At 69.9% G+C, this 18713-nt stretch carries 13 protein-coding genes; 6 read left to right on the top strand and 7 right to left on the bottom strand.

Annotated features, from left to right (window positions below; translation table 11 throughout):
* Positions 1 to 22: 22 nt before the first annotated feature.
* The 5 genes from ACQP2X_RS33005 to ACQP2X_RS33025 all read right to left on the bottom strand — a co-directional run bounded on the left by ACQP2X_RS33005 (position 23) and on the right by ACQP2X_RS33025 (position 5200).
* Positions 23 to 532, bottom strand: a complete 510-nt coding sequence (locus tag ACQP2X_RS33005) for a GrpB family protein (protein ID WP_498688582.1) — start codon at positions 530 to 532, stop codon at positions 23 to 25.
* A gap of 51 nt (positions 533 to 583) precedes the next feature.
* Positions 584 to 1012, bottom strand: coding sequence for a PIN domain-containing protein (locus tag ACQP2X_RS33010; protein WP_498688584.1), 429 nt, complete (start codon positions 1010 to 1012; stop codon positions 584 to 586).
* Between the two features lie 8 nt (positions 1013 to 1020).
* Positions 1021 to 2100, bottom strand: a complete 1080-nt coding sequence (locus ACQP2X_RS33015) for a helix-turn-helix domain-containing protein (protein WP_498688585.1) — start codon at positions 2098 to 2100, stop codon at positions 1021 to 1023.
* A 386-nt stretch (positions 2101 to 2486) separates the two neighbouring features.
* Positions 2487 to 3005 (bottom strand): winged helix-turn-helix domain-containing protein, encoded by a 519-nt coding sequence (locus tag ACQP2X_RS33020; RefSeq protein WP_498688587.1) that lies wholly within the window; start codon positions 3003 to 3005, stop codon positions 2487 to 2489.
* 17 nt (positions 3006 to 3022) lie between these two features.
* On the bottom strand, positions 3023 to 5200 hold the full coding sequence (locus ACQP2X_RS33025) for a beta-galactosidase (RefSeq protein WP_498688588.1): 2178 nt from the start codon (positions 5198 to 5200) through the stop codon (positions 3023 to 3025).
* Between the two features lie 177 nt (positions 5201 to 5377).
* Between ACQP2X_RS33025 and ACQP2X_RS33030 the strand changes: the two genes are divergently transcribed.
* From ACQP2X_RS33030 to ACQP2X_RS33055, 6 genes are all read left to right on the top strand, one after another.
* A complete protein-coding gene (locus ACQP2X_RS33030) occupies positions 5378 to 6688 on the top strand; it encodes an ABC transporter substrate-binding protein (protein ID WP_498688589.1) in 1311 nt (436 codons plus the stop codon).
* A 47-nt stretch (positions 6689 to 6735) separates the two neighbouring features.
* Entirely contained in the window at positions 6736 to 7635 is a 900-nt protein-coding gene (locus ACQP2X_RS33035; protein WP_498688590.1) for a carbohydrate ABC transporter permease, read from the top strand.
* Positions 7636 to 7637: 2 nt separating this feature from the next.
* Positions 7638 to 8534 (top strand): carbohydrate ABC transporter permease, encoded by an 897-nt coding sequence (locus ACQP2X_RS33040; protein ID WP_498688591.1) that lies wholly within the window; start codon positions 7638 to 7640, stop codon positions 8532 to 8534.
* A 14-nt stretch (positions 8535 to 8548) separates the two neighbouring features.
* Positions 8549 to 9568, top strand: coding sequence for a LacI family DNA-binding transcriptional regulator (locus ACQP2X_RS33045; RefSeq protein ID WP_498688592.1), 1020 nt, complete (start codon positions 8549 to 8551; stop codon positions 9566 to 9568).
* A 378-nt stretch (positions 9569 to 9946) separates the two neighbouring features.
* On the top strand, positions 9947 to 11053 hold the full coding sequence (locus ACQP2X_RS33050; protein ID WP_498688593.1) for a glycoside hydrolase family 53 protein: 1107 nt from the start codon (positions 9947 to 9949) through the stop codon (positions 11051 to 11053).
* Between the two features lie 117 nt (positions 11054 to 11170).
* Positions 11171 to 12583 carry an NAD(P)/FAD-dependent oxidoreductase gene (locus ACQP2X_RS33055; protein WP_498688596.1) on the top strand — a complete coding sequence of 471 codons (1413 nt, stop codon included), beginning with the start codon at positions 11171 to 11173 and terminating at the stop codon, positions 12581 to 12583.
* Here the strand turns inward: ACQP2X_RS33055 and ACQP2X_RS33060 are convergent, their stop codons facing one another.
* A complete protein-coding gene (locus ACQP2X_RS33060; protein ID WP_498688599.1) occupies positions 12584 to 13288 on the bottom strand; it encodes an ATP-binding protein in 705 nt (234 codons plus the stop codon).
* A 253-nt stretch (positions 13289 to 13541) separates the two neighbouring features.
* On the bottom strand, positions 13542 to 18329 hold the full coding sequence (locus ACQP2X_RS33065; RefSeq protein ID WP_498688601.1) for a PDDEXK-like endonuclease domain-containing protein: 4788 nt from the start codon (positions 18327 to 18329) through the stop codon (positions 13542 to 13544).
* Positions 18330 to 18713: the final 384 nt, after the last annotated feature.

Here is an 18713-nt window from a genome sequence, read left to right on the forward strand (position 1 = left end):
TGACGGAAATCCGCCACGTTTGTCAAGACCGGGCCTCAGCCGTCATCTCGGCGACCAGAGCGCTTTTCCCTTCGGTGTACGCGTCCCGGTCGTCCGCATACCGCGTGGCAAGCTCCACTTTGAGCCGCTCATAGCGCCGAGCCGCTTCCGGCCGGCTCCGCAGATGGTCCCGAAACGCCAGCACATCGACAAACCGGGGTGACCCCACAGGCACCAGATGCAGATGATGGGTCCGCCGCGCCGGATCCGGCTTGCAGAACCAGTGCATGACATCCACCCGATAGGGCGCGTACAGATAGTCGAGCCCCGCCACCAGCTCGATGCACCCTTTCGTCGACTCGAGGTCCCGAACCCCCACCATGATGTCGATGATGGGTTTGGCCTTCAGCCCCGGAACAGCCGTACTGCCGACGTGGTGCACCCCACCGACAACGTGCTCGCCCAGCACTTCCCGGAGTTTCTCCGCCTCCTGCTCGAACCGCTCCGCCCAGGCCGGGTCATAGGCTTGAAGGTGAATCCGCTCATCCGCCATGCCCTCACCCTGCCCCACCGCCTCGCACTTCGCAGCCCGCTCGGCTGCCCGTCAGAGGAGGCCATGCCGCGTTGCGAACCTGACGAAGCCCGCTCCTTTGCACGGAAGCCTCATCCCGGTCGCCGCCAGCGCGTCCACAAGGTTCTCCGCGCCGGCCTCCGCGATGTCGCCGTTACGCAGGGCGCCCGCCAGCAACCAGAGCGTGCCGTGGACCTCCACGCCGTTCCTGCGCCCCACCTCAGTGGCCTCGCGCTCGTCGATCAGCGCCACGGCTTCGAACTCCTCCGCGACCGCGAGAACGCTCGCCTCCCCGAGGTTCCGGGCGCCGGCGCGCACTCGCGCGGTCCAAACAGTGAAGCGCCGCAACCGGTCGAGGTTGTCGAGCGGCACCAGAGTCTTCACATCGGTCAGAAGGTCGCCGAGAACGTCCAGCCGATCGGCTCGGGCGAAATGACTGAGACATGTGGTGTCGAAGACCAATGTTCGTCTCACGGCGGGAGTTCCTCGTCACCGCGGGGCGGGAAGTCGGCCTCCTCGACCTGGCCGCGCATCATGTCGACCGCGCGGGCCGTGGTGATGAAATGCTCGGCGCGTGCCCTCAGAACGGCGTGGGCATAGGCCGCCGGGACACGGATCCACTCCAGGTCGGGCTGGGGCGTCCATCCGGTGGCATCGAGGAGTTCGGTCCTGGTGGGAGTGCGGCGCAGCCAGGACATGGCATCACCTCGATCGAGGACCTGGGAGCGCACCGCTTGGCGGACCGCGAGCGTCCACGACGTGCGGTATTCAGAGGCGAGCCGGATCAACGCCTCTCGGCCGAATTCGCGGCCCACAGCGGCGATCACCGTTGCCGGCAGCAGGAACTCCGCCGCGAACGCGTCGATGACGGCCTCCCTTCCGGCGCGGGAGGCGTGGACTCCGAGATCGCTCGAATATTCGTCGCCGAGCACTAGATGCCCCAGTTCGTGTGCGGCGGTCGCCCGCCGGCGACCCGGATCGCCTTGCCGTCTGACCACCGCGACCGCGAGGTCGTCGTCTCGGACCGAGGCGCCGTCACCGGGCAGGTCGGTGACAGCCACGTAGAGCCCGGTGTCCTGGCACGCCTGCACCATCGAGTCGATGGGCCCACTGCCCAGTTCCAACCGCTCCCGGAGCCAGTCCGCCGCTTGTCGCGCCGTTGCGGCCGAGTCGACCGATCCCGGAAAGACTAGAAGAGGGTGCGGTTCGAGCACACCGAGCGCCTGCAGTTGCCGCACGTCGCGCAGCCAACTGGTGAGGGCGACCTCCAATCGGAACGCATCGCGACCGCTCGTTCCCTCTTGGAGGCTCGCACGCCGCGACAGCACTGCGGGTCGTTCGTGCAACAGGTGGTCGATCGGCAGGTCGAGACTGGTCGCCAGACGCACAAGTTCCACCGCGTCGATACGCCGGGTGCCCGCCTCGATCTTGGCGATCATCGTTCGGTCGAGGCCGAGACGCCGGCCCAGTTCCTCCTGGGAGAGCTGTGCGGCTGAACGAGCCTCGCGCACTCGCTGCCCGATGCTGACCCACTCCTGCTGCGCCGCCATGGTGCGATAATCGCACATCCCAGGGCGGCCGGTCGCCCGGCTCACGCCGAATCCAGCAACAGATAGGGCAGGCGGGCTCGGACAGCGAGCGGGAAGAGGTCGTCGTTGGCGAGAACGCGATGCACGGACTGAAAAGGTTCCAGCCAGGCACAGCCGGGGCAAGAGGGGTCAGCCGGACGCGTGACCCCCCTCGAATGGGTTACTCCCGGCAGGACGGTCAACGCCGACGCCGTAGCCCAGTCGAGCGGGCCGCGGCGCAGCGGCCACCGGGTCAGAGTGCCGGATGGGATGTCGACCGGCGCCGGTACGGTCGCGGCTCGCGGGCACCCGCTCGAGCTCGCCTCGCGCGAGCATGCCTTCGATGGCCGGCCGGCCCTGGTCCCACCTCACGCCGGACGCCCTTCCTCGATGAGGGGATGAAGCGGATGGGAGCGCACCGAGGTCAGGAACGGATCGTCGGTCGCCGACCGCCAGTTCGCCGGCGAGACGCGATGGATGTTCACCTCACGGCCGAGACGGCCTTCGGCGGCCCGGGCCGCGTCGGCGAGGTCGTCGTCGTCGACGTCGCCGACCACGAGCACGTCCACGTCGCGCGGAGGCGGCCCGGGCCGGCCGGCGTGACGCGATGCCCATGATCCGTAGATGTAGGCCGCTTCGACTCCGGTGAGCGGCGAGAGCAGGTCGGCCAACACCGCCACCGGGCCGTAGGTCAACGCGAGCAGCTCGGTCAGTGACCGAGCGAGGAGGTTGTCGGTGTCCGCGCGCAGGAGCCGCAGGTTGCCCCTGCGCTCCTCCCGGACGAGGCCGGCTTCGGTGAGGCGGTCGGCCTCCCGGCTGACGGTGGACTGCGACGCTTTCAACCGCTGGGCCAGGTCGGAGACCGAGCAGCTCTCCTCCGGGTGCAATCAAGCCCTCAAATGGGTTACTCGTGCCAGACAGAGCGGCTGAAAAGGGTCACCTCGTCGATGGACAGCAGTTGGGTCTCGGCGGCCACGAGGCGGTCTCGCGCCTCCGGCGGCAACGAGACGGTTGAGCCGGCGGCCAAGGGCAGGATGTGCAAGGTCAAGGTGGCGTCCGGGTGCCAGCCCAGGTCCTCCAGGTTGGCCAGCCAGGGTGAGCCGTCCCAGAAGCGGTCGGTGGCTACCCGGCCGTTCACGCGGAGCTGGGCCACGTCGCCGGACCAGGCGATGCGCAGGAACCAGTCGGAGCCCGGCGGGATCTCCAGGCGGTACACCGCGGCCAGCTCGTCGAAGACCTCCCCGGCCGGGGCCGACTGGCGGCCGTCGAACTTCTCGTAGGCGACGGGCACGGCGGTGGACGCGTCGCGTACGACCTCGGGGGTCACCGACTCTGTGCGGGAAGCTCCCCCGGCCGGGTGCAGGTCGAGGGTTTCGAAGCCGCCGGTGGCGGGGTCGTAGACGCGCACCGACGGCTGGGCGGCCGAGGTCAGGGCCTCGACCCGGCCGTCGGGGCCCCAGCGGAGCTCGTCGCCGGAGAGCAGCAGGCGGTTGCCGTTCACCCACACCGACGCGGCGAGGACGGCCGGCAGCACCAGCAGGTCGAGGTCACCGAGGTGGATCGGGGACAGCGACGGCGACGCCGCGGCGACCACGCCGTCGACGGAGTAGGAGAAGGGCACGCCCGCCGTCTCCACCAACACCAGCGTCGGAGTGTCTCCCGGCAGGACGGTCAGGGCCGACGCCGTGGCCCAGTCGAGCGGGCCGTGGCGCAGCGGCCAGCGGGCCAGGGTGCCGGGCGGGATGTCCACCGGGGAGGCCGGCAGCACCAGGGAATCGACCTGGAACTGGGCGTCGCGATAGGCCGGCAGCGGCACGTGCGGCTGATGCCAGGCCAGGAACAGGAAGCCCGACGTGCCGTCGCTGCGCAGCGCGAACCTCATCGTCGACGTGTCCTCGACGCCGGACGGGCGCTCGGCGGCCAGCGTCGACGGCATGTCGGCCAGCGACGGTCCGAACGCGGCCAGGAAAGCGTGCTGGTGGCGCAGCTCGGCCGAGGACGGGGCGAGCAGGCCGGCCTCGCCGATCGGGGCGTGGAAGTCGTAGCCGAGCGACGGCATGTCGTTGGGATATCCGGTCGCGTGGGACTCCTGCGCTCCGGCGAACGGGTTCGTGCCGCCGGCGTACATGTAATAGCCCTGCCAGGCCGAGCCGTTGCCGATCTTGCAATGGGCCACGGCCGCGATGTCCAGGGCCGACGGGCGCGGGCGCCGGTGATAGGCCGTGGCCATGCCTCCGCCCAGCTCGCAGGTGGCGGGCGGAAACCAGGGCGAGGGTGTACGGGGCCGGGCCGCACCCAGATCGGGACGGCGCAGGTCGGCGCCGATGCCCGGGTCGTCCCAGACGTGCGAGAAGAAGTAGTGGTCGCGGAACGTCGGGTCCCACGGGGCATCCGCGTCCACCCAGAAGCCGTCGCCGTAGCCGCCGTAGAGCGGCAGCACCTCCTCGGCCGGCAGGTCGGCGCCGCCCCACGCGGTCGCCGTCCACAGCGGGGCCGACATGCCGGCTTCCCGCGCCAGCCTCTTCAGCGTGACCAGATGCCCGGGCTGGTCGTACAGCTCGTTCTCCAGCTGGATGCCGAGCAGCTCGGTGTCCCCCACCTCGGCGCCGAGCTGCGCGAACCAGTCCGTCACCAGCGCCAGGTAGGCGGGATCGTCGGTCCGATGCCGCACCGGTGCCGCCTGCACCCAGTCCGGTAGACCCCCGTTGCGGCTCTCTCCGTGCACCCACGGCCCGATCCGCAGCACGACGTCCAGGCCCGCAGCCCGGCATTCCTCGACAAAAGCCGCTACATCCAAATTGTCCGAAAAAGAAGCAGTGCGCGAGATAGGCGCGTGGTGCAGCCAGAAGACGTACGACGCAACGACCGTGACCCCTCCCGCCCGCATCTGCCGCAAGCGGGACGCCCAGCGCGACCGAGGCACCCGGCTGTAGTGCAACTCCCCCGACACCGGGATCACCGGCACCCCGTCCCGCAGCAGGTAGCGGCTGGTCAGCGACACCCCGGGCCGCCGGTCCACCGAGTTGCTCATCCGTGGCCGCCGCAGAGGCGATGACCAGGGCTGGTGTGCGACGAACAGCACGGCGACTCCTCAAACGGATCTGGATCTGTAACCGGTCACAGCCGGATGAGCACGCACGATACCTCGGATTAACGGGATGGAATCAAGCCCTTGACATCCGTGCAACGGAGCAGCACTGTAACCGGTCACAGGGCCAGTGCAGTGATGCGCGTCTCGCCCACTCGAGGAGGACCCCCCGTGAAAAAGACACACCTGCTCGCCGGGGCACTGGCCGCGGCGGTTCTGATGACCAGCGCCTGCAGCTCCGGCGACGACAGCGACGGCACGGCCAAGGCCGACCCGAACGAGAAGGTCGCGCTCACCTACTGGAGCTGGGCCCCGAACATGGACAAGGTCGTCGAGGGCTGGAACTCGACGCACCCGAACATCCAGGTCACCGTCAACAAGCAGGACGGCGGCGACCCGGCCGTGGCCAAGCTGCTCACCGCCATCAAGGCCGGCAGCGGCGCCCCCGACGTCATGCAGGCCGAGTACCAGAAGATCCCCACGCTGGTCTCGGCCGACGCTTTGGCCGACATCTCCAAGGAGGCCGGCGATCTCAAGAGCAAGTTCCCCGAGGGTGCCTGGACCAGCGTCACCCTCGGCTCCGAGGCCCTCTACGGCGTCCCCCAGGACTCCGGCCCGATGATGTTCTATTACCGCGCCGACGTCCTCGACAAGCTGAAGATCAAACCCCCGGCGACCTGGGACGAGTACGCCGCCGCGGCGCGCACGATCCACAAGGCGAACGCCAAGCAGTTCCTCGGCACGTTCTCGTCGAACGACCCGGGCTGGTTCGCCGGCCTCTCCCAGCAGGCCGGGGCCAGCTGGTGGGGCGTGAACGGCGACTCGTGGAGCGTCGCCATCAACGACGCCACCACCACGAAGGTCGCGAACTACTGGGGCGGCCTCGTGCAGGAGGGCGTGATCGACAACAAGCCGATGTACACGCCCGAGTGGAACGCCGCCCTCAACGACGGCACCCAGGTCGGCTGGCTCTCCGCGGTCTGGGGCCCGGGCGTGCTCGAGGGCAACGCCGCCGCGACCAAGGGCAAGTGGAAGGTCGCCCAGCTCCCGCAGTGGGACGCGGCCGCGCCCGCCACCGGCAACTGGGGCGGCTCGGCCACCAGCGTCACCTCGCAGAGCAAGCACAAGGCGCAGGCGGCCGAGTTCGTGAAGTGGCTCAACAGCGACCCGGCCGCGATCAAGCTGCTGGCCGGCACCGCCAACGTCTACCCCGCGAGTGTCGACTCCAGCGCCGCGCTCACCGAGCCGCCGGCGTTCTTCAGCAACCAGCCCGACTTCTACACGGTGGCCGCCGAGGCCAGCAAGATCACCAAGCCGTTCACGTACGGGCCGAACGTCAACGTCGCCTACTCGTCCTACAACGACGCGTTCGGCAAGGCGGCCGAGTCCAAGAAGGCCACCGCCTTCGCCGGAGCGCTGACCACGATGCAGCAGGCCACCGTCGACGACCTGAAGAACACCGGTTTCAAGGTCGCCGGTTAGTGAGACGCCGGGGCTCCCCGGGGCCCCGGCTTGTCCAAGGAGTGGCAATGAACCGCAAATCTGGCGCGCCTTATCTCTTCCTCACCCCCGCGTTGGTCCTCTTCGGTCTCTTCCTCGCGGCGCCGATCCTGTACGCGGGCTATCTGAGCCTCCGCCGCGTCAAGGTGAGCGGTCTCGGCCTGGGCGCCGGCTCCCGCACCGAGATCTGGGCCGGTCTGGAGAACTACACGCGCTCCCTGACCGACCCGGAGTTCCTGCCGAGCGTGCTCCGCGTGGGGGCGTACGGCCTGATCGTCGTTCCCTGCATGCTCGGCCTGGCCCTGGTCATGGCCCTGCTGCTCGACGCCGGCCGCACCCGCGTGGGCACCTTCGCCCGCACGGCGATCTTCCTGCCGTACGCCGTGCCGGCCGTCATCGCGTCGCTGCTGTGGGGCTTCCTCTATCTGCCGCGGGTGAGCCCGATCGTCGACGTGCTGGACAGAGTCGGCATCACCGCGCCCGACGCGCTCAGCTCGTCGTGGGTGCTCTACTCGGTGGCCAACATCGCGATCTGGGGCGGCACCGGCTTCAACATGATCGTGCTCTACACCGCGCTGCGCTCCATCCCGACCGAGCTGTTCGAGGCGGCCCGCATCGACGGGGCCAGCGACATCGCCATCGCCCTGCGCATCAAGATCCCGATCATCGGGCCGTCGCTGGTGATGACCACGCTGTTCTCGCTCATCGCCACGTTGCAGGTCTTCGCCGAGCCGATGACGCTGCGCCCGCTGAGCAACACCATCTCGACCACCTGGACCCCGCTGATGAAGGTCTACCGGGACGCCTTCGTGCGCAACGACATCTACGCCGCGGCGGCCACCTCGGTGATCATCGCGCTCGCCACGTTCGTGATCTCCTACGGCTTCCTCAAGCTCGTCGGCTCGCGCGCCTTCAGTCAGGAGAGCTGACCATGGCTGTCACCACCGTCCCCGTGGCCCCTGTGAAGGAGGCCGCCGTCGCGCCGCGGGTGCAGCGCAACCGGCGTACGAGCCCGACCGCCACCATCCTGCTGCTGCTCGGCGCCGCGTACTGCCTGATGCCGGTCCTCTGGGTCCTGGTCGCCTCGACCAAGAGCGCGAGCGAGCTGTTCAACACGTTCACGTTCATGCCGAGCACCCACCTGTTCGACAACATCAGCTTCCTGAACAGCTACCGCGACGGCCTCTACTGGCGCTGGATGGCCAACTCGGCCCTGTTCGCCGGCGTCGGCGCGGCCGCCTCCACGCTGGTCTCCGCGATGGCCGGCTTCGCCCTGGCCAAGTACGACTTCCGCGGCAAGTCGCTCGTCTTCAACCTGGTGCTGGCCGGGGTGCTGGTGCCGGCGGTGATCCTGGCCGTCCCGCAATACCTGCTGCTGGCCAAGGTCGGCATGACGAACACGTACTGGTCCGTGCTTCTGCCCAGCATGATTTCCCCGTACGGCATCTATCTGTGCCGGATCTTCGCGGCGGCCACCGTGCCCAACGAGGTGCTGGAGGCGGCCCGGATGGACGGGGCCGGCGACTGGCGGTCCTTCGTCCGGGTGGTGCTGCCGATGATGCGGGCCGGACTGGTGACCGTCTTCCTCTTCCAGTTCGTGGCCATCTGGAACAACTACATGCTGCCGTTCATCATGCTCGGCGACGACAAGCTGTTCCCGGTCACCGTGGGCCTGAGCGGCCTGCTCAACCAGGGTGCGACCCAGCCCGCCATGTACACGTCGGTGGTCACCGGGGCGCTGCTGTCGGTGGTGCCGCTCGTGGCGCTCTTCCTGGGTCTCCAGCGCTACTGGCGCGTCGACCTCGGCGCGGGCGCGGTCAAGGCGTAGCTATGATCCCCAACGTGCCGACCCGCAAACGGCCCACCATCCGCGACGTCGCTCGCGAGGCCGGGGTCTCCTACGCCACCGTCTCCCGCGTGCTGAACGGCCGCGAGTGGGTCAGCCCCGACGCGGCCCGGGCCGTGCGCGACGCGATCGCCCGCACGGGATATACGGCCAACCCGCACGCCCGCTCGCTGGCCACCGGGAAGTCGGGCTCGATCGCCTTCCTGCTCACCGAGCCGCAGCACCTGCTGTTCGACGACCCGAACTTCTCGGTGCTGCTCCGCGGGGTGGCCCAGGCGCTGTCCGACCGCGAACTGACGCTGATCCTCATGATCGCCTCGACGCCGGAGGAACGGGCCCGCACGATCGCCTACCTGTCCGGCGGCCACGTCGACGGCGTGCTGCTGGTCTCCCCGCACTCGGGCGATCCCCTGCTGAGCCAGCTGGTCCAGGCCGAGGTGCCGATCGTGGCCTGCGGCCGGGTCCTGGGATACGAGCAGGTGATCAGCTCGGTGATGGCCGACGACCGCAACGGCGGCCGTTCCGCGGTCGAGCACCTGATCGCGGCCGGCCGCACCCGCATCGCCACGATCACCGGCCCCCAGGACACGGCGGGCGGGGTCGACCGCCTCCAGGGCTATCACGACGCCCTGATCACCCACGGCGTCACGATCGAGCCGGCCCGCATAGCCCACGGCGACTGGAGCCGGGAGAGCGGCGCCGCCTGCATGCGCGTTCTCTTGGATCAGGCCCCCGACCTGGACGCCGTCTTCGCCGCCTCGGACGCCATGGCCGACGGCGCCCTCCGGGTCCTGCGAGAGGCCGGCCGCGACGTCCCGAACGACGTCCGCGTGGTCGGCTTCGACGACTCGGGCCTGGCCGCCACCACCGAGCCCCCACTGACAACGGTCCGCCACCCCTTGGACCGCGTAGCCGACGAAATGGTCCGACTACTCACCGACGTCATAGCGGGCCGCACGCCTCTGTCCATCACCGTGCCGACAACCTTGGTCATCCGCGCTTCATCACCCGCCTGACCATCGCCGACCGCCAGCCCCACCCCAGCCCCGGCACCACTTGGCCGCCACCAACCGCGCCAGCCCCAACAACGCTTGGCCGCCAGCCTCACCGCGGCCCCGACAGCCCGCCGCGCCTCCACCCCAACGCCCGCCTCCAGCCCCGCTTCCGCCCGACCCCCGCCCAGCCACCGCCCAACGGCCCGTCTGACGATCGTCCCGGAGCCGGCGCGATCACCCGCTTGCCTACCTGCCCGACTTTTCAGGATTTTTCCGGCATCGCTGGGCGCTCCCCGCGCCCAGCGCTCCACCGCTCCACCGAACCACCGCTCCACGGCACCGATCCGGCGTCCTTTCCAGGGCGCCGGCCCGTCCCCCTTCGTCGTGAAGGAGCGATAAATGAAACCGTCCCCGCGCGCCGCGGTGGTCGCCGTCGTCCTGGCGATCATCGCGACGCTGACCCCCGCACCGGCCCAGGCCACCAACACCCTCACCATGCTGGGCGCCGACGTGTCGTCGTTGCAGCGCACCCTCGATCTCGGCGGCAAGTACTACAACTCGGCCGGCGCCGCCGCCGATCCGTACGACATCCTGAAGTCGGCCGGCGCCAACTACGCCCGCCTGCGCATCTGGAACAACCCGGCCAGCGGCTACAACAACAAGGCCAAGGTGCTCCAGCAAGCCAAGTCGATCAAGTCCAAGGGCCTCAAGCTGCTGATCGACTTCCACTACTCGGACACCTGGGCCGACCCCGGCAAGCAATATCCACCGGCCGCCTGGGCCTCGCACAGCCTCACCCAGCTCCAGTCCGACGTCTACAACTACACGTACGACGTCTGCACCGCCCTCAAGGCGCAGGGCACCACCCCCGACAGCATCCAGGTCGGCAACGAGATCAACGTCGGCATGCTGTGGCCGCGCGGCCAGGTGGTCTCCAACAACTTCGCGCCGCTGGCCTCGCTGCTCAAGCAGGGCTACAACGCGGTCAAGGCCTGCAACAGCGCCACCCAGGTCTGGATCCACACGGCCGACGCCGACAGCATGGCCAACGCCCGCTGGTTCTACGACGGCATCAAAGCTCAGGGCGTCACCTGGGACGTGACCGCTTTGTCCTACTATTGTATGTGGCATGGCTCTCTGGCCAACCTCTACAACGTCATCACCGACGTGCGCACGCGCTACGGCAAACCGGTGGTGATCGCCGAGACGGCCTACCAGTTCACCACCGCCGACGCGGACAGCGAGAAGAACTCGATACCCGGCACCGTCCTCTGTGACAACATCCCGGCGTCGTGGGCCGGGCAGGCGCAGCAGTTCACCTGGGTGCAGAACACCGCGCGCAACGCGGGCGCGGTCGGCGTCTTCTATTGGGAGCCGACCTGGTACGCCATCAAGGGCAACGGATGGGACCCCGCCAACATCAACGGTACCGGAGACGGCTGGGACAACATGGCCATTTTCGACTGGAGCGGGCGGGTTAATCCCTCGCTGCGCTGGGCAAGCTGATGATCGGCGCCCGGCGTGCGATTTGCGCCGGGCGCTCCACAGTGTCGGTTCTCACGGCATACTGAGCCTGTTCAGGGTGCTCTACTAGACGAGTCACCGAGCACCGAGGGAGTGTCAATGCAGCGGCATCGGGTGGCAGTGATCGGCGCCGGCTTCGGGGGTCTTTTCGCGATCAAGGCGCTGCGCAATGCCAACGTCGACATCACGCTCATCAACGGCACCGCGTACCACTTGTTCCAGCCTTTGCTCTACCAAGTGGCCACCGGCGTCCTGTCCGAGGGAGAGATCGCACCGCCGATCCGCGAGGTTCTGCGGGGCCAGGACAACGTCGACGTGAAGCTCGGCTGGGCCGAGAGCGTCGACACCGACAACAAGGTCATCTCCGTGGCCGGTCCCGGCATCGACTACAAGGTCGAGTACGACTCGTTGATCGTCGCCGCCGGCGCCTCACAGTCGTACTTCGGGAATGATCATTTCTCGGACAACGCGCCCGGCATGAAGAGCATCGACGACGCGCTCGAGCTGCGTGCCAAGATCTTCGGTGCCTTCGAGATCGCCGATCTGCAGGAGGACGAGGAGGCCAAGGAGCGCTGGCTGACCTTCGTGGTCGTCGGCGCCGGCCCGACCGGTGTCGAGATGGCCGGTCAGATCGCCGAGCTGGCCCACCGCAACCTGCCGGGGCAGTACAAGCACATCGACCCGCGCCGGGCCCGGATCATCCTGATCGACGCCGTGGGCGCGGTGCTGAACACCTTCGGCGACCACCTGTCGACGCGGGCGCTGGCCCAGCTGCACAAGATGGGCGTCGAGGTCGAGCTGAACACCAAGGTCGTGAACGTCGACCGCACCGGCATCGAGGTCGAGTCGGAGCGCGGTCACCAGCGCATCCCGTCGATGACGAAGGTGTGGGCGGCCGGTGTCTCCGCTCCCCCGCTGGCTCGCAAGATCGCGGCGTCCACGGGGGCCGAGGTCGACCGGGCCGGGCGCATCATGGTCAACCCCGACCTGACGGTACCGGGTCACCCGGAGATCTTCGTGCTGGGCGACATGATGAACCTGAACGACCCGTCGACCGGGCGCCCGCTGCCCGGTGTCGCCCAGGTCGCCATCCAGGGTGGCAAGTACGCCGGTCAGACCATCAAGGGCCGGCTGCGGCGCAAGCCCCCGGGTGAGCCGTTCAAGTACTTCGACAAGGGCAGCATGGCGACGATCTCGCGGTTCTCCGCGGTCGCCAGCATCGGCAGCAAGATCCGCCTGTCGGGCTTCCTGGCCTGGGTGATGTGGCTCGTCGTGCACGTGTTCTACCTGGTCGGTTTCAAGAACAGGTTCACCACGGTGGTGCACTGGGCGGTCAGCTTCCTCGGCCGCGGCCGCTCCGAGCGGGTCGCCACCGAGCAGCAGGCGTTCGCGAGAAAGGCCATGCACGAGTACGGCAACCCGTTCGAGCGGGCCCGCCTGGCCGACGCGCCACCGGTCGATGAGGTGTCGACGACGCAGGTCGAACCGGAGAAGGTTTCGGCCAAGCGATAGCTATGAAGGGAAGATGGTCGCCCAGACCATCTTCCCTTCCGCTGTCGGCAGCGCTCCCCATGCCGCCGAGGCCGCCTGGACGGTCCGCAGCCCCTGGCCGCGAGCGTTCCACAGGTCGCCCGGCGGCTCTTTCGGTATCGGCAGCAGTGTGGGCAGGCGCGGGTCGCGGTCGTTGACGACCAGGTGGACGCCCTCGTCACGGCGCAGGACGACGACCACGATCGGCGTGCGGGCGTGTTCGACCGCGTTGCCTGCGAGCTCGCTCATCACGAGCCGGGCCGGATAGAGCACCGCGGCCGGCAGGCGCCAGGCCGCGCAGGCGTCGGTGACCAGGTTCCGGGCCAGGGCGGGGGTGTCCGGCTCGGGCGGCAGGGACAGGCGCCGCTGGTCGGTGTGCGGGCGGGCGGCGGTCACGGCGGCGCGGGCCAGGGCGGGGTCGGCGTAGGTCGGCAGGTAGTACGCGGCGCCGAGCCGTTCCAGGCGGTCGGCCAGCACGCCGGTGGGCGGCGCGCAGGCCACCACGTGCACGGGCGGGTCCATGGCGTCGGCCACCCGGCGGGCCGTGATCCAGGTGAGGGCGCTGGCCGCGTGCGGGTCGTCGAGGTCGCAGAGGTCGATGATCACCGCGTCGGGGTGTCCGCCCAGTGATCTCTTGAGGGCCAGGAACGCGTCCCGGCTCAGCGACCGGCCCCACGATCCCCGCACGGTCACGATGGTGACGGCGTTGTCGATGTCCGCCGTGACAGAAACTCGGCCTTCTCTTACGGTGCGGCGGGCGAACGGATGGCGTCTAAGCATGACCGCCTGCACCGAGCGGCAGTTCGCGCAACGTGACGACGGCCTCGCAGGCGAGGGCCAGAAGGGCATGCTGAGGTCGGCTCTGCATGACCGGCCAACGACACGTGTACATGAACGGGCACGCCTACCCGGCGAAGAGATCACCATGCGCGAATACCGGCTATTCACTCGTTAGTGGTACGTCCTCGTCGGAGTGAACCGGCGGCAGCAGCTCGCCCGAGATGGCGCGGTAGGACGAGGGCGCCGGGGCGGCCAACTGGTCGACGCCGACCGGGTCGGCCAGGGCCCGCTCGATGGCCAGCCGCAGCCGCTCCTTCTCGGCCTCGGGGTCCTGATACCAGGCCACCGACCAGACGCGGTGCACGTGCCAGCCGAGCTCGCGCAGCTCCTCGTCGCGCAGGCGGTCGCGTTCGCGGGCGGACGGGACCCGGGCGTACTCGGGGCCGTCGAACTCGATGCCGAGCGCGAAGACGTCCTTCTCCTCGCCCGGATGCAGCACGGCCAGGGGGATCCAGTGACCCGCGGCGCCGACCTGACGCCGTACCCGGTGGCCCCACTCGACCAGCGCGGCCGACACCGTGTCCTCGAACGGCGACGCGCCCTCGCGATCGGCGATGTCACGCCCGAGTGTCGCGGCGGACCTCTCGGCGTACTCCAAATAGGCCTTGAGATGACGCACGCTCTCGTTGCCCATGTCGGGAACGTCGCCCGAGCGGATCGAGGAGACCACCTCGATGCGGCGTGCGGCGCGGGTGATGGCCACGTTGAGACGGCGCCAGCCCATCGGGCGGTTGAGCGCGCCGAAGTTCGTGCTGATCTTGTCGTTCTCGTCGTAGCCGTAGCCGACGGACAGGATGATCACGTCGCGGACGTCGCCCTGCACCGCCTCCAGGCTCTTCACGAAGAAGCCGGTGAGCCGATCGTCGTCGGTGAAGAAATGCTCCAGGTCGGGGCGCTCGGCCACCGCCCGGCGCACGGCGTCGTCGATCGCGTCGGCCTGCGCCACCGACAGCGTCACCACGCCGCACGTCTGCCCGGGGCGGGTCGTGTAGTGGTGCAGCACCCGCTCGGCCACCGCGTCCGCCTCGATCGGGTTGTCCGAGGTGGTCTGCCGCCGGTAGACGCCGTCCACCAGGTACATCTCGACGCCGTGGTCCGGTTCCTGCGGATAGGCGCGGGTCATGCTGACCAGCCGGCCGTGATAGTAGGCCAGGTCGGCGAAGGCGAACAGCGCCTCGTGGCTGCTGCGGTGGTGCCAGGTCAGGTGGAGCACCGGGAAGGTGTCGCGGGCCAGCTCGAGGATGGACGGGAAGTCGTCGACGTCGTCCTCGACCCGGTCGTAGTACGAGGTGGGCGGCAGCTGCTGATGGTCACCGGAGACCACCAGCGCGTCGCCGCGGTAGATGCAGTTGATGGCGTCGGCCGTGGTCACCTGCGACGCCTCGTCGAGGATGACCATGTCGAACTCCATCTCGGGCGGCAGATAGCGGCTGACCGCGAGCGGCGACATGAGCAGGCAGGGCTTGAGCGCCTGCACCGAGTGGCGGGCCTGGGCCAGCAGGTCCTGCACGGCCAGGTGACCGCTCTGCTTGTTGCCCTCGCGCCGCAGGATGCCGGGCTCGCCGGTGGCCGACGACGACGGGCGGCGGGCCTCGACGGCGTAGACGATGTCGGCCAGCGCGGCCGCGGTCAGCTCGTTGTCGAGCAGCCGGAACACCTCGACGATGTGCGTGCGCTCCTCGGCCGACGACGGGTGCAGCCCGGGGTCGTCCCGGATCACGGCGTCGGCCCAACCCCGGAGCAAAGCCCTTTCCAGTACGGGCCACACGTGCTCCACCGGGATGTCCTCGCCGGCGCAGTACGCCAGGGCGCCCTCCAGCCCGTGCTCGACCAGCACGCTGCGCGCGTCCTCGTGGCGGAACCACTCGTGCTGCCCCTCGGTGTCGTGCAGCAGCTCGACCAGCAGGTCACGCGCGTTGTCGTAGTCGCCCAGCCGCTCGACCAGCTCGCCGTGCCGGGCCGGGCCGAAGGCGTCGAGCACCTGGCCCCGGGCCGACTCCCAGCCGGCCACCGCGGCCGGCAGGCCCTCGGTCGGGTGGGCCTCCATCAGGGCGTGGGCCTGCGCCGGGCTGAGCGGGGCGTCCTCGCCGGTGAGCACCCGGCGGGCGTGCGCGGTCCAGGCGACGATCTCGTTCATCACCTCGTCGTCGGTCTTGGTGCCCCGGTAGACCGAGCCGAGCACGGCCGCGTGGGTGGCGGCGTCGGCCCAGATCGCCGTCTCGGCGTCGGTGGCCTTCTGCCGCTGGGCGGCGATCTCGCGGGCCTCGGTCAGGGTCAGGTCGCGGCCGGTGGGCACGCTGTAGGCGCGGATCATCTCGGCCGCCGCGTGCAGCGGGGCGATGTGCGCGCGCAACCAGGTGACGGCGTCGGCGATCGGGCCCTCACCCAGCTCGGGGCGGGGCGCGCGGGCCGGCGACGGGCGCAGCGTGGTGCGGAAGCGGGTGAACTCGTCGCGGGCCTCGCCGACGATGCGCAGCAGGGCGCTGTTCGGCCGGGGCGCGCAGACGTGCACGGTCACCGCGGGCAGCGCGTCGGCCGGCACCTCGCGGATCACCTCGTCCGCGTTGTGCAGGGCGTCCTGGATGGCCGCGAAGTCGGTGTCGCGGCCGTTCCAGTGCCGGCCCAGGATCTCGGCGTGCTCGGCCTCGACGTCGGCCAGGTCCTCCAGGGCCTGCTTCCAGGCGGCCGCGTCCTCGACGTTGGCGATCGCCTCGGCCGGCTTGACCTCGGGCCGGGCCGCCTCGACGGCGGCGTCCTTGGCCCGGCGATAGGGCCGCAGCAGCTTGCGCGGGCCGCGGTGCCGGGTGAGCCGGTCGGCGATCTCGGTGACCGGCTCGTTGAGCACCTCCTCGCTGAAGTGCCGCTTGGCCTGGGTCTCGGTCTCGGCCACGGCCTCGACGGCCAGCCGCAGAGCGCGGACGGCGGCGTGCGCCCTGGCCATGCCGCCCGGCTCGAACCAGGCCGCCTCCGGCTTGTGCTCGCGGCCGATCAGGTCGGCGATGGTGATGACGCGGGCCGAGTCGGGGAAGGTGACCACGTTGGGCAGGCCGAGCCGGGCCGTGACCCGGTCCATGCTCTCGTGCCGGCTCTCCAGGCGGTCGGCCTCCTCGGCGAACTTGTTGGCCAGGTGGTCGGCCTGGGCGGCGTTGAGCGGTCCCAGGTCGACCGCCTCGGGCACCAGTTCGGAGAGGTCCGGAACGCCGGTCAGCTCCTCGGCCGACGGCAGCTCGGCCCACGGGATGCCGCCGTAGCGCAGCGCGGCCAGGTGGTGGGTGAGGTCGGTGGCCGCCTTCTGCACCGGGGCCAGGCTCTCGATGGTCAGCCATTCCTCCTCGACCTTGGGCGGCCGCTTGGCGGCATGCCCGGCCAGGGCGGCGAGCTTGGCCGCGCCGGCCGGCTCGTGCAGGTCGAACGCGTCGGCCAGGGTGGAGTTGGCGATGACCGCCTCGGCCAGCTTGGTCAGCGAGGTCAGGGCCTGGCGCAGCCGCCCGTCGAGCGGCTCGCGGTCGGTGGCCTCACGCCACAGATAGCTCTCGCTGCTCACCCGCCCGAGCCGGGCCACGGCGTCGCGGATGCGGTAGAGCGACTCGGCCGTCAGGTCCTGCGGGTTGATGGTGGCGACCGGCGCGGCCGGCGCGTCGAGCAGCCGGGTGCAGACGCCCAGCACGTCGAACAGACTCCGGCCGAGCGGCTGACGAACGCGGTTCAGAGCTTCGGCGTACGCGCTGAGGCGCTCCCGCCGTTCCCGGACCGCCCGCCGGTCGATCGGGTCCATGGTCGCCAGCGCCGGCGGGTCGGTCTCGAGCGAGGCGGCCAGGGCGGTGGCCACCTCGCGCCGGCCGACCAGGTTGCTGTGCAGGGCGAGCAGATAGTTGCCGAGGCCGGCGTCGGTCAGGCGGCGCTGCACGGTGTCGAGCGCGGCCGCCTTCTCGGACACGACCAGCACCCGCTTGCCCGCGTGCAGCAGCCCGCCGACGATGTTGGCGATGGTCTGCGACTTGCCGGTGCCGGGCGGCCCGTCGAGCACGAAGCTGCGCCCGGCCAGGGCGGCGGCGACGGCCACCCGCTGCGAGGCGTCGGCGTCGAGCAGCAGCGGAGTGTCCTCGGGCGGAGCGACCTGATCGATCTTCTCCGGCGCGATCGGCTCGAAGGCGAACGCCCGGTCGGCGTCATGGGTGGCCAGCGCCCGCACGACGGGGTGCTCGACGATGTGGGGCTCGTTCTCGTAGAGGTCGTAGTACATCGCCTCGCGGTGCACGCTGAGGCACGCGAGCACCACGGTCTCGTCGGCGTACCAGCCGCGGCGCTCACCGATGGCCACGTCGACCTTGGCCCACAACACCGTCACGTCGAGCTCGGCCAGCGAGTTGATCTCAGGGATCTCGATGTCGAGGTCGGCCATCCGGATCACCAGCGCCGGGTTGACGATCGGATCCTCGGGCCGGGCGACCAGTTTGGGCCCGGTGGGGTCGATCTCGACCGGGACGAGCAGGATCGGGCTTTCGTACGGCGAACCGTCGTCGTCCGCCCAGTGCATCATGCCGACGCCGAGATAGAGGGGCGAGACGCCACGGTCCTGGAGCTCGGCCCGGGAGCGCCGGTAGAAGCGGTGCAGCAGAGCGCCGAGCACCTCGTCGGGCAGATCGGTGCGCAGAACATGCGCCGACCCGTCGTTCTCGAAGGCGTAGCCGCCGCCCTCCTGGAGAACCTTGACGATCGCCTTCGGCGAGGGCCCGGTGATCTCGACAGAGGTCGCGGCGATCCGGGCAAAGTTGAGGAGCGGGTTGGCGCCGGTCAGATCGACCAGCCCTTCGCGCCAGGTCTCCAGGGCGCCGCGGACCTCGGCACCGGGTAACCCGCCCGCTTCAACTTCAGACTCCGGCCACATGCCCTCAATTCCAGCAACCGAACGGCTGTCACGCTGGTCATTTGGCCGCTTACTTCCGGATATTTACGATATCGCCGGTAAGTCTCCGCCACCTGAACGCTCAGAAATGCCGCAGCCTGCTCGGGTGCCGGACTCCTCCGGCGGACCCAGCTTCCGGCCCGAGCCATCGCCGGCCTCGCAGGGTCACGGCCAGGCGAGCCCCTTCTCGCCCGCGCCGCGACATTCCCGTCATTCTCCTCCCAACCCCGCCTTCCTCGTCGGCCCGGCTGCGCGACGGGACCAGTTCACCCTCGACCCCGCACCTCAGCCACCGGCTGCGCGACGGGACCGGCCCGCCCGCCCAACTCCCCGACAACGCGACCATCCCCATCCCCGACCAACCCG

Origin of the sequence: Actinoplanes sp. CA-131856, from assembly GCF_050956135.1 — a bacterium.
Classification (GTDB): domain Bacteria; phylum Actinomycetota; class Actinomycetes; order Mycobacteriales; family Micromonosporaceae; genus Actinoplanes.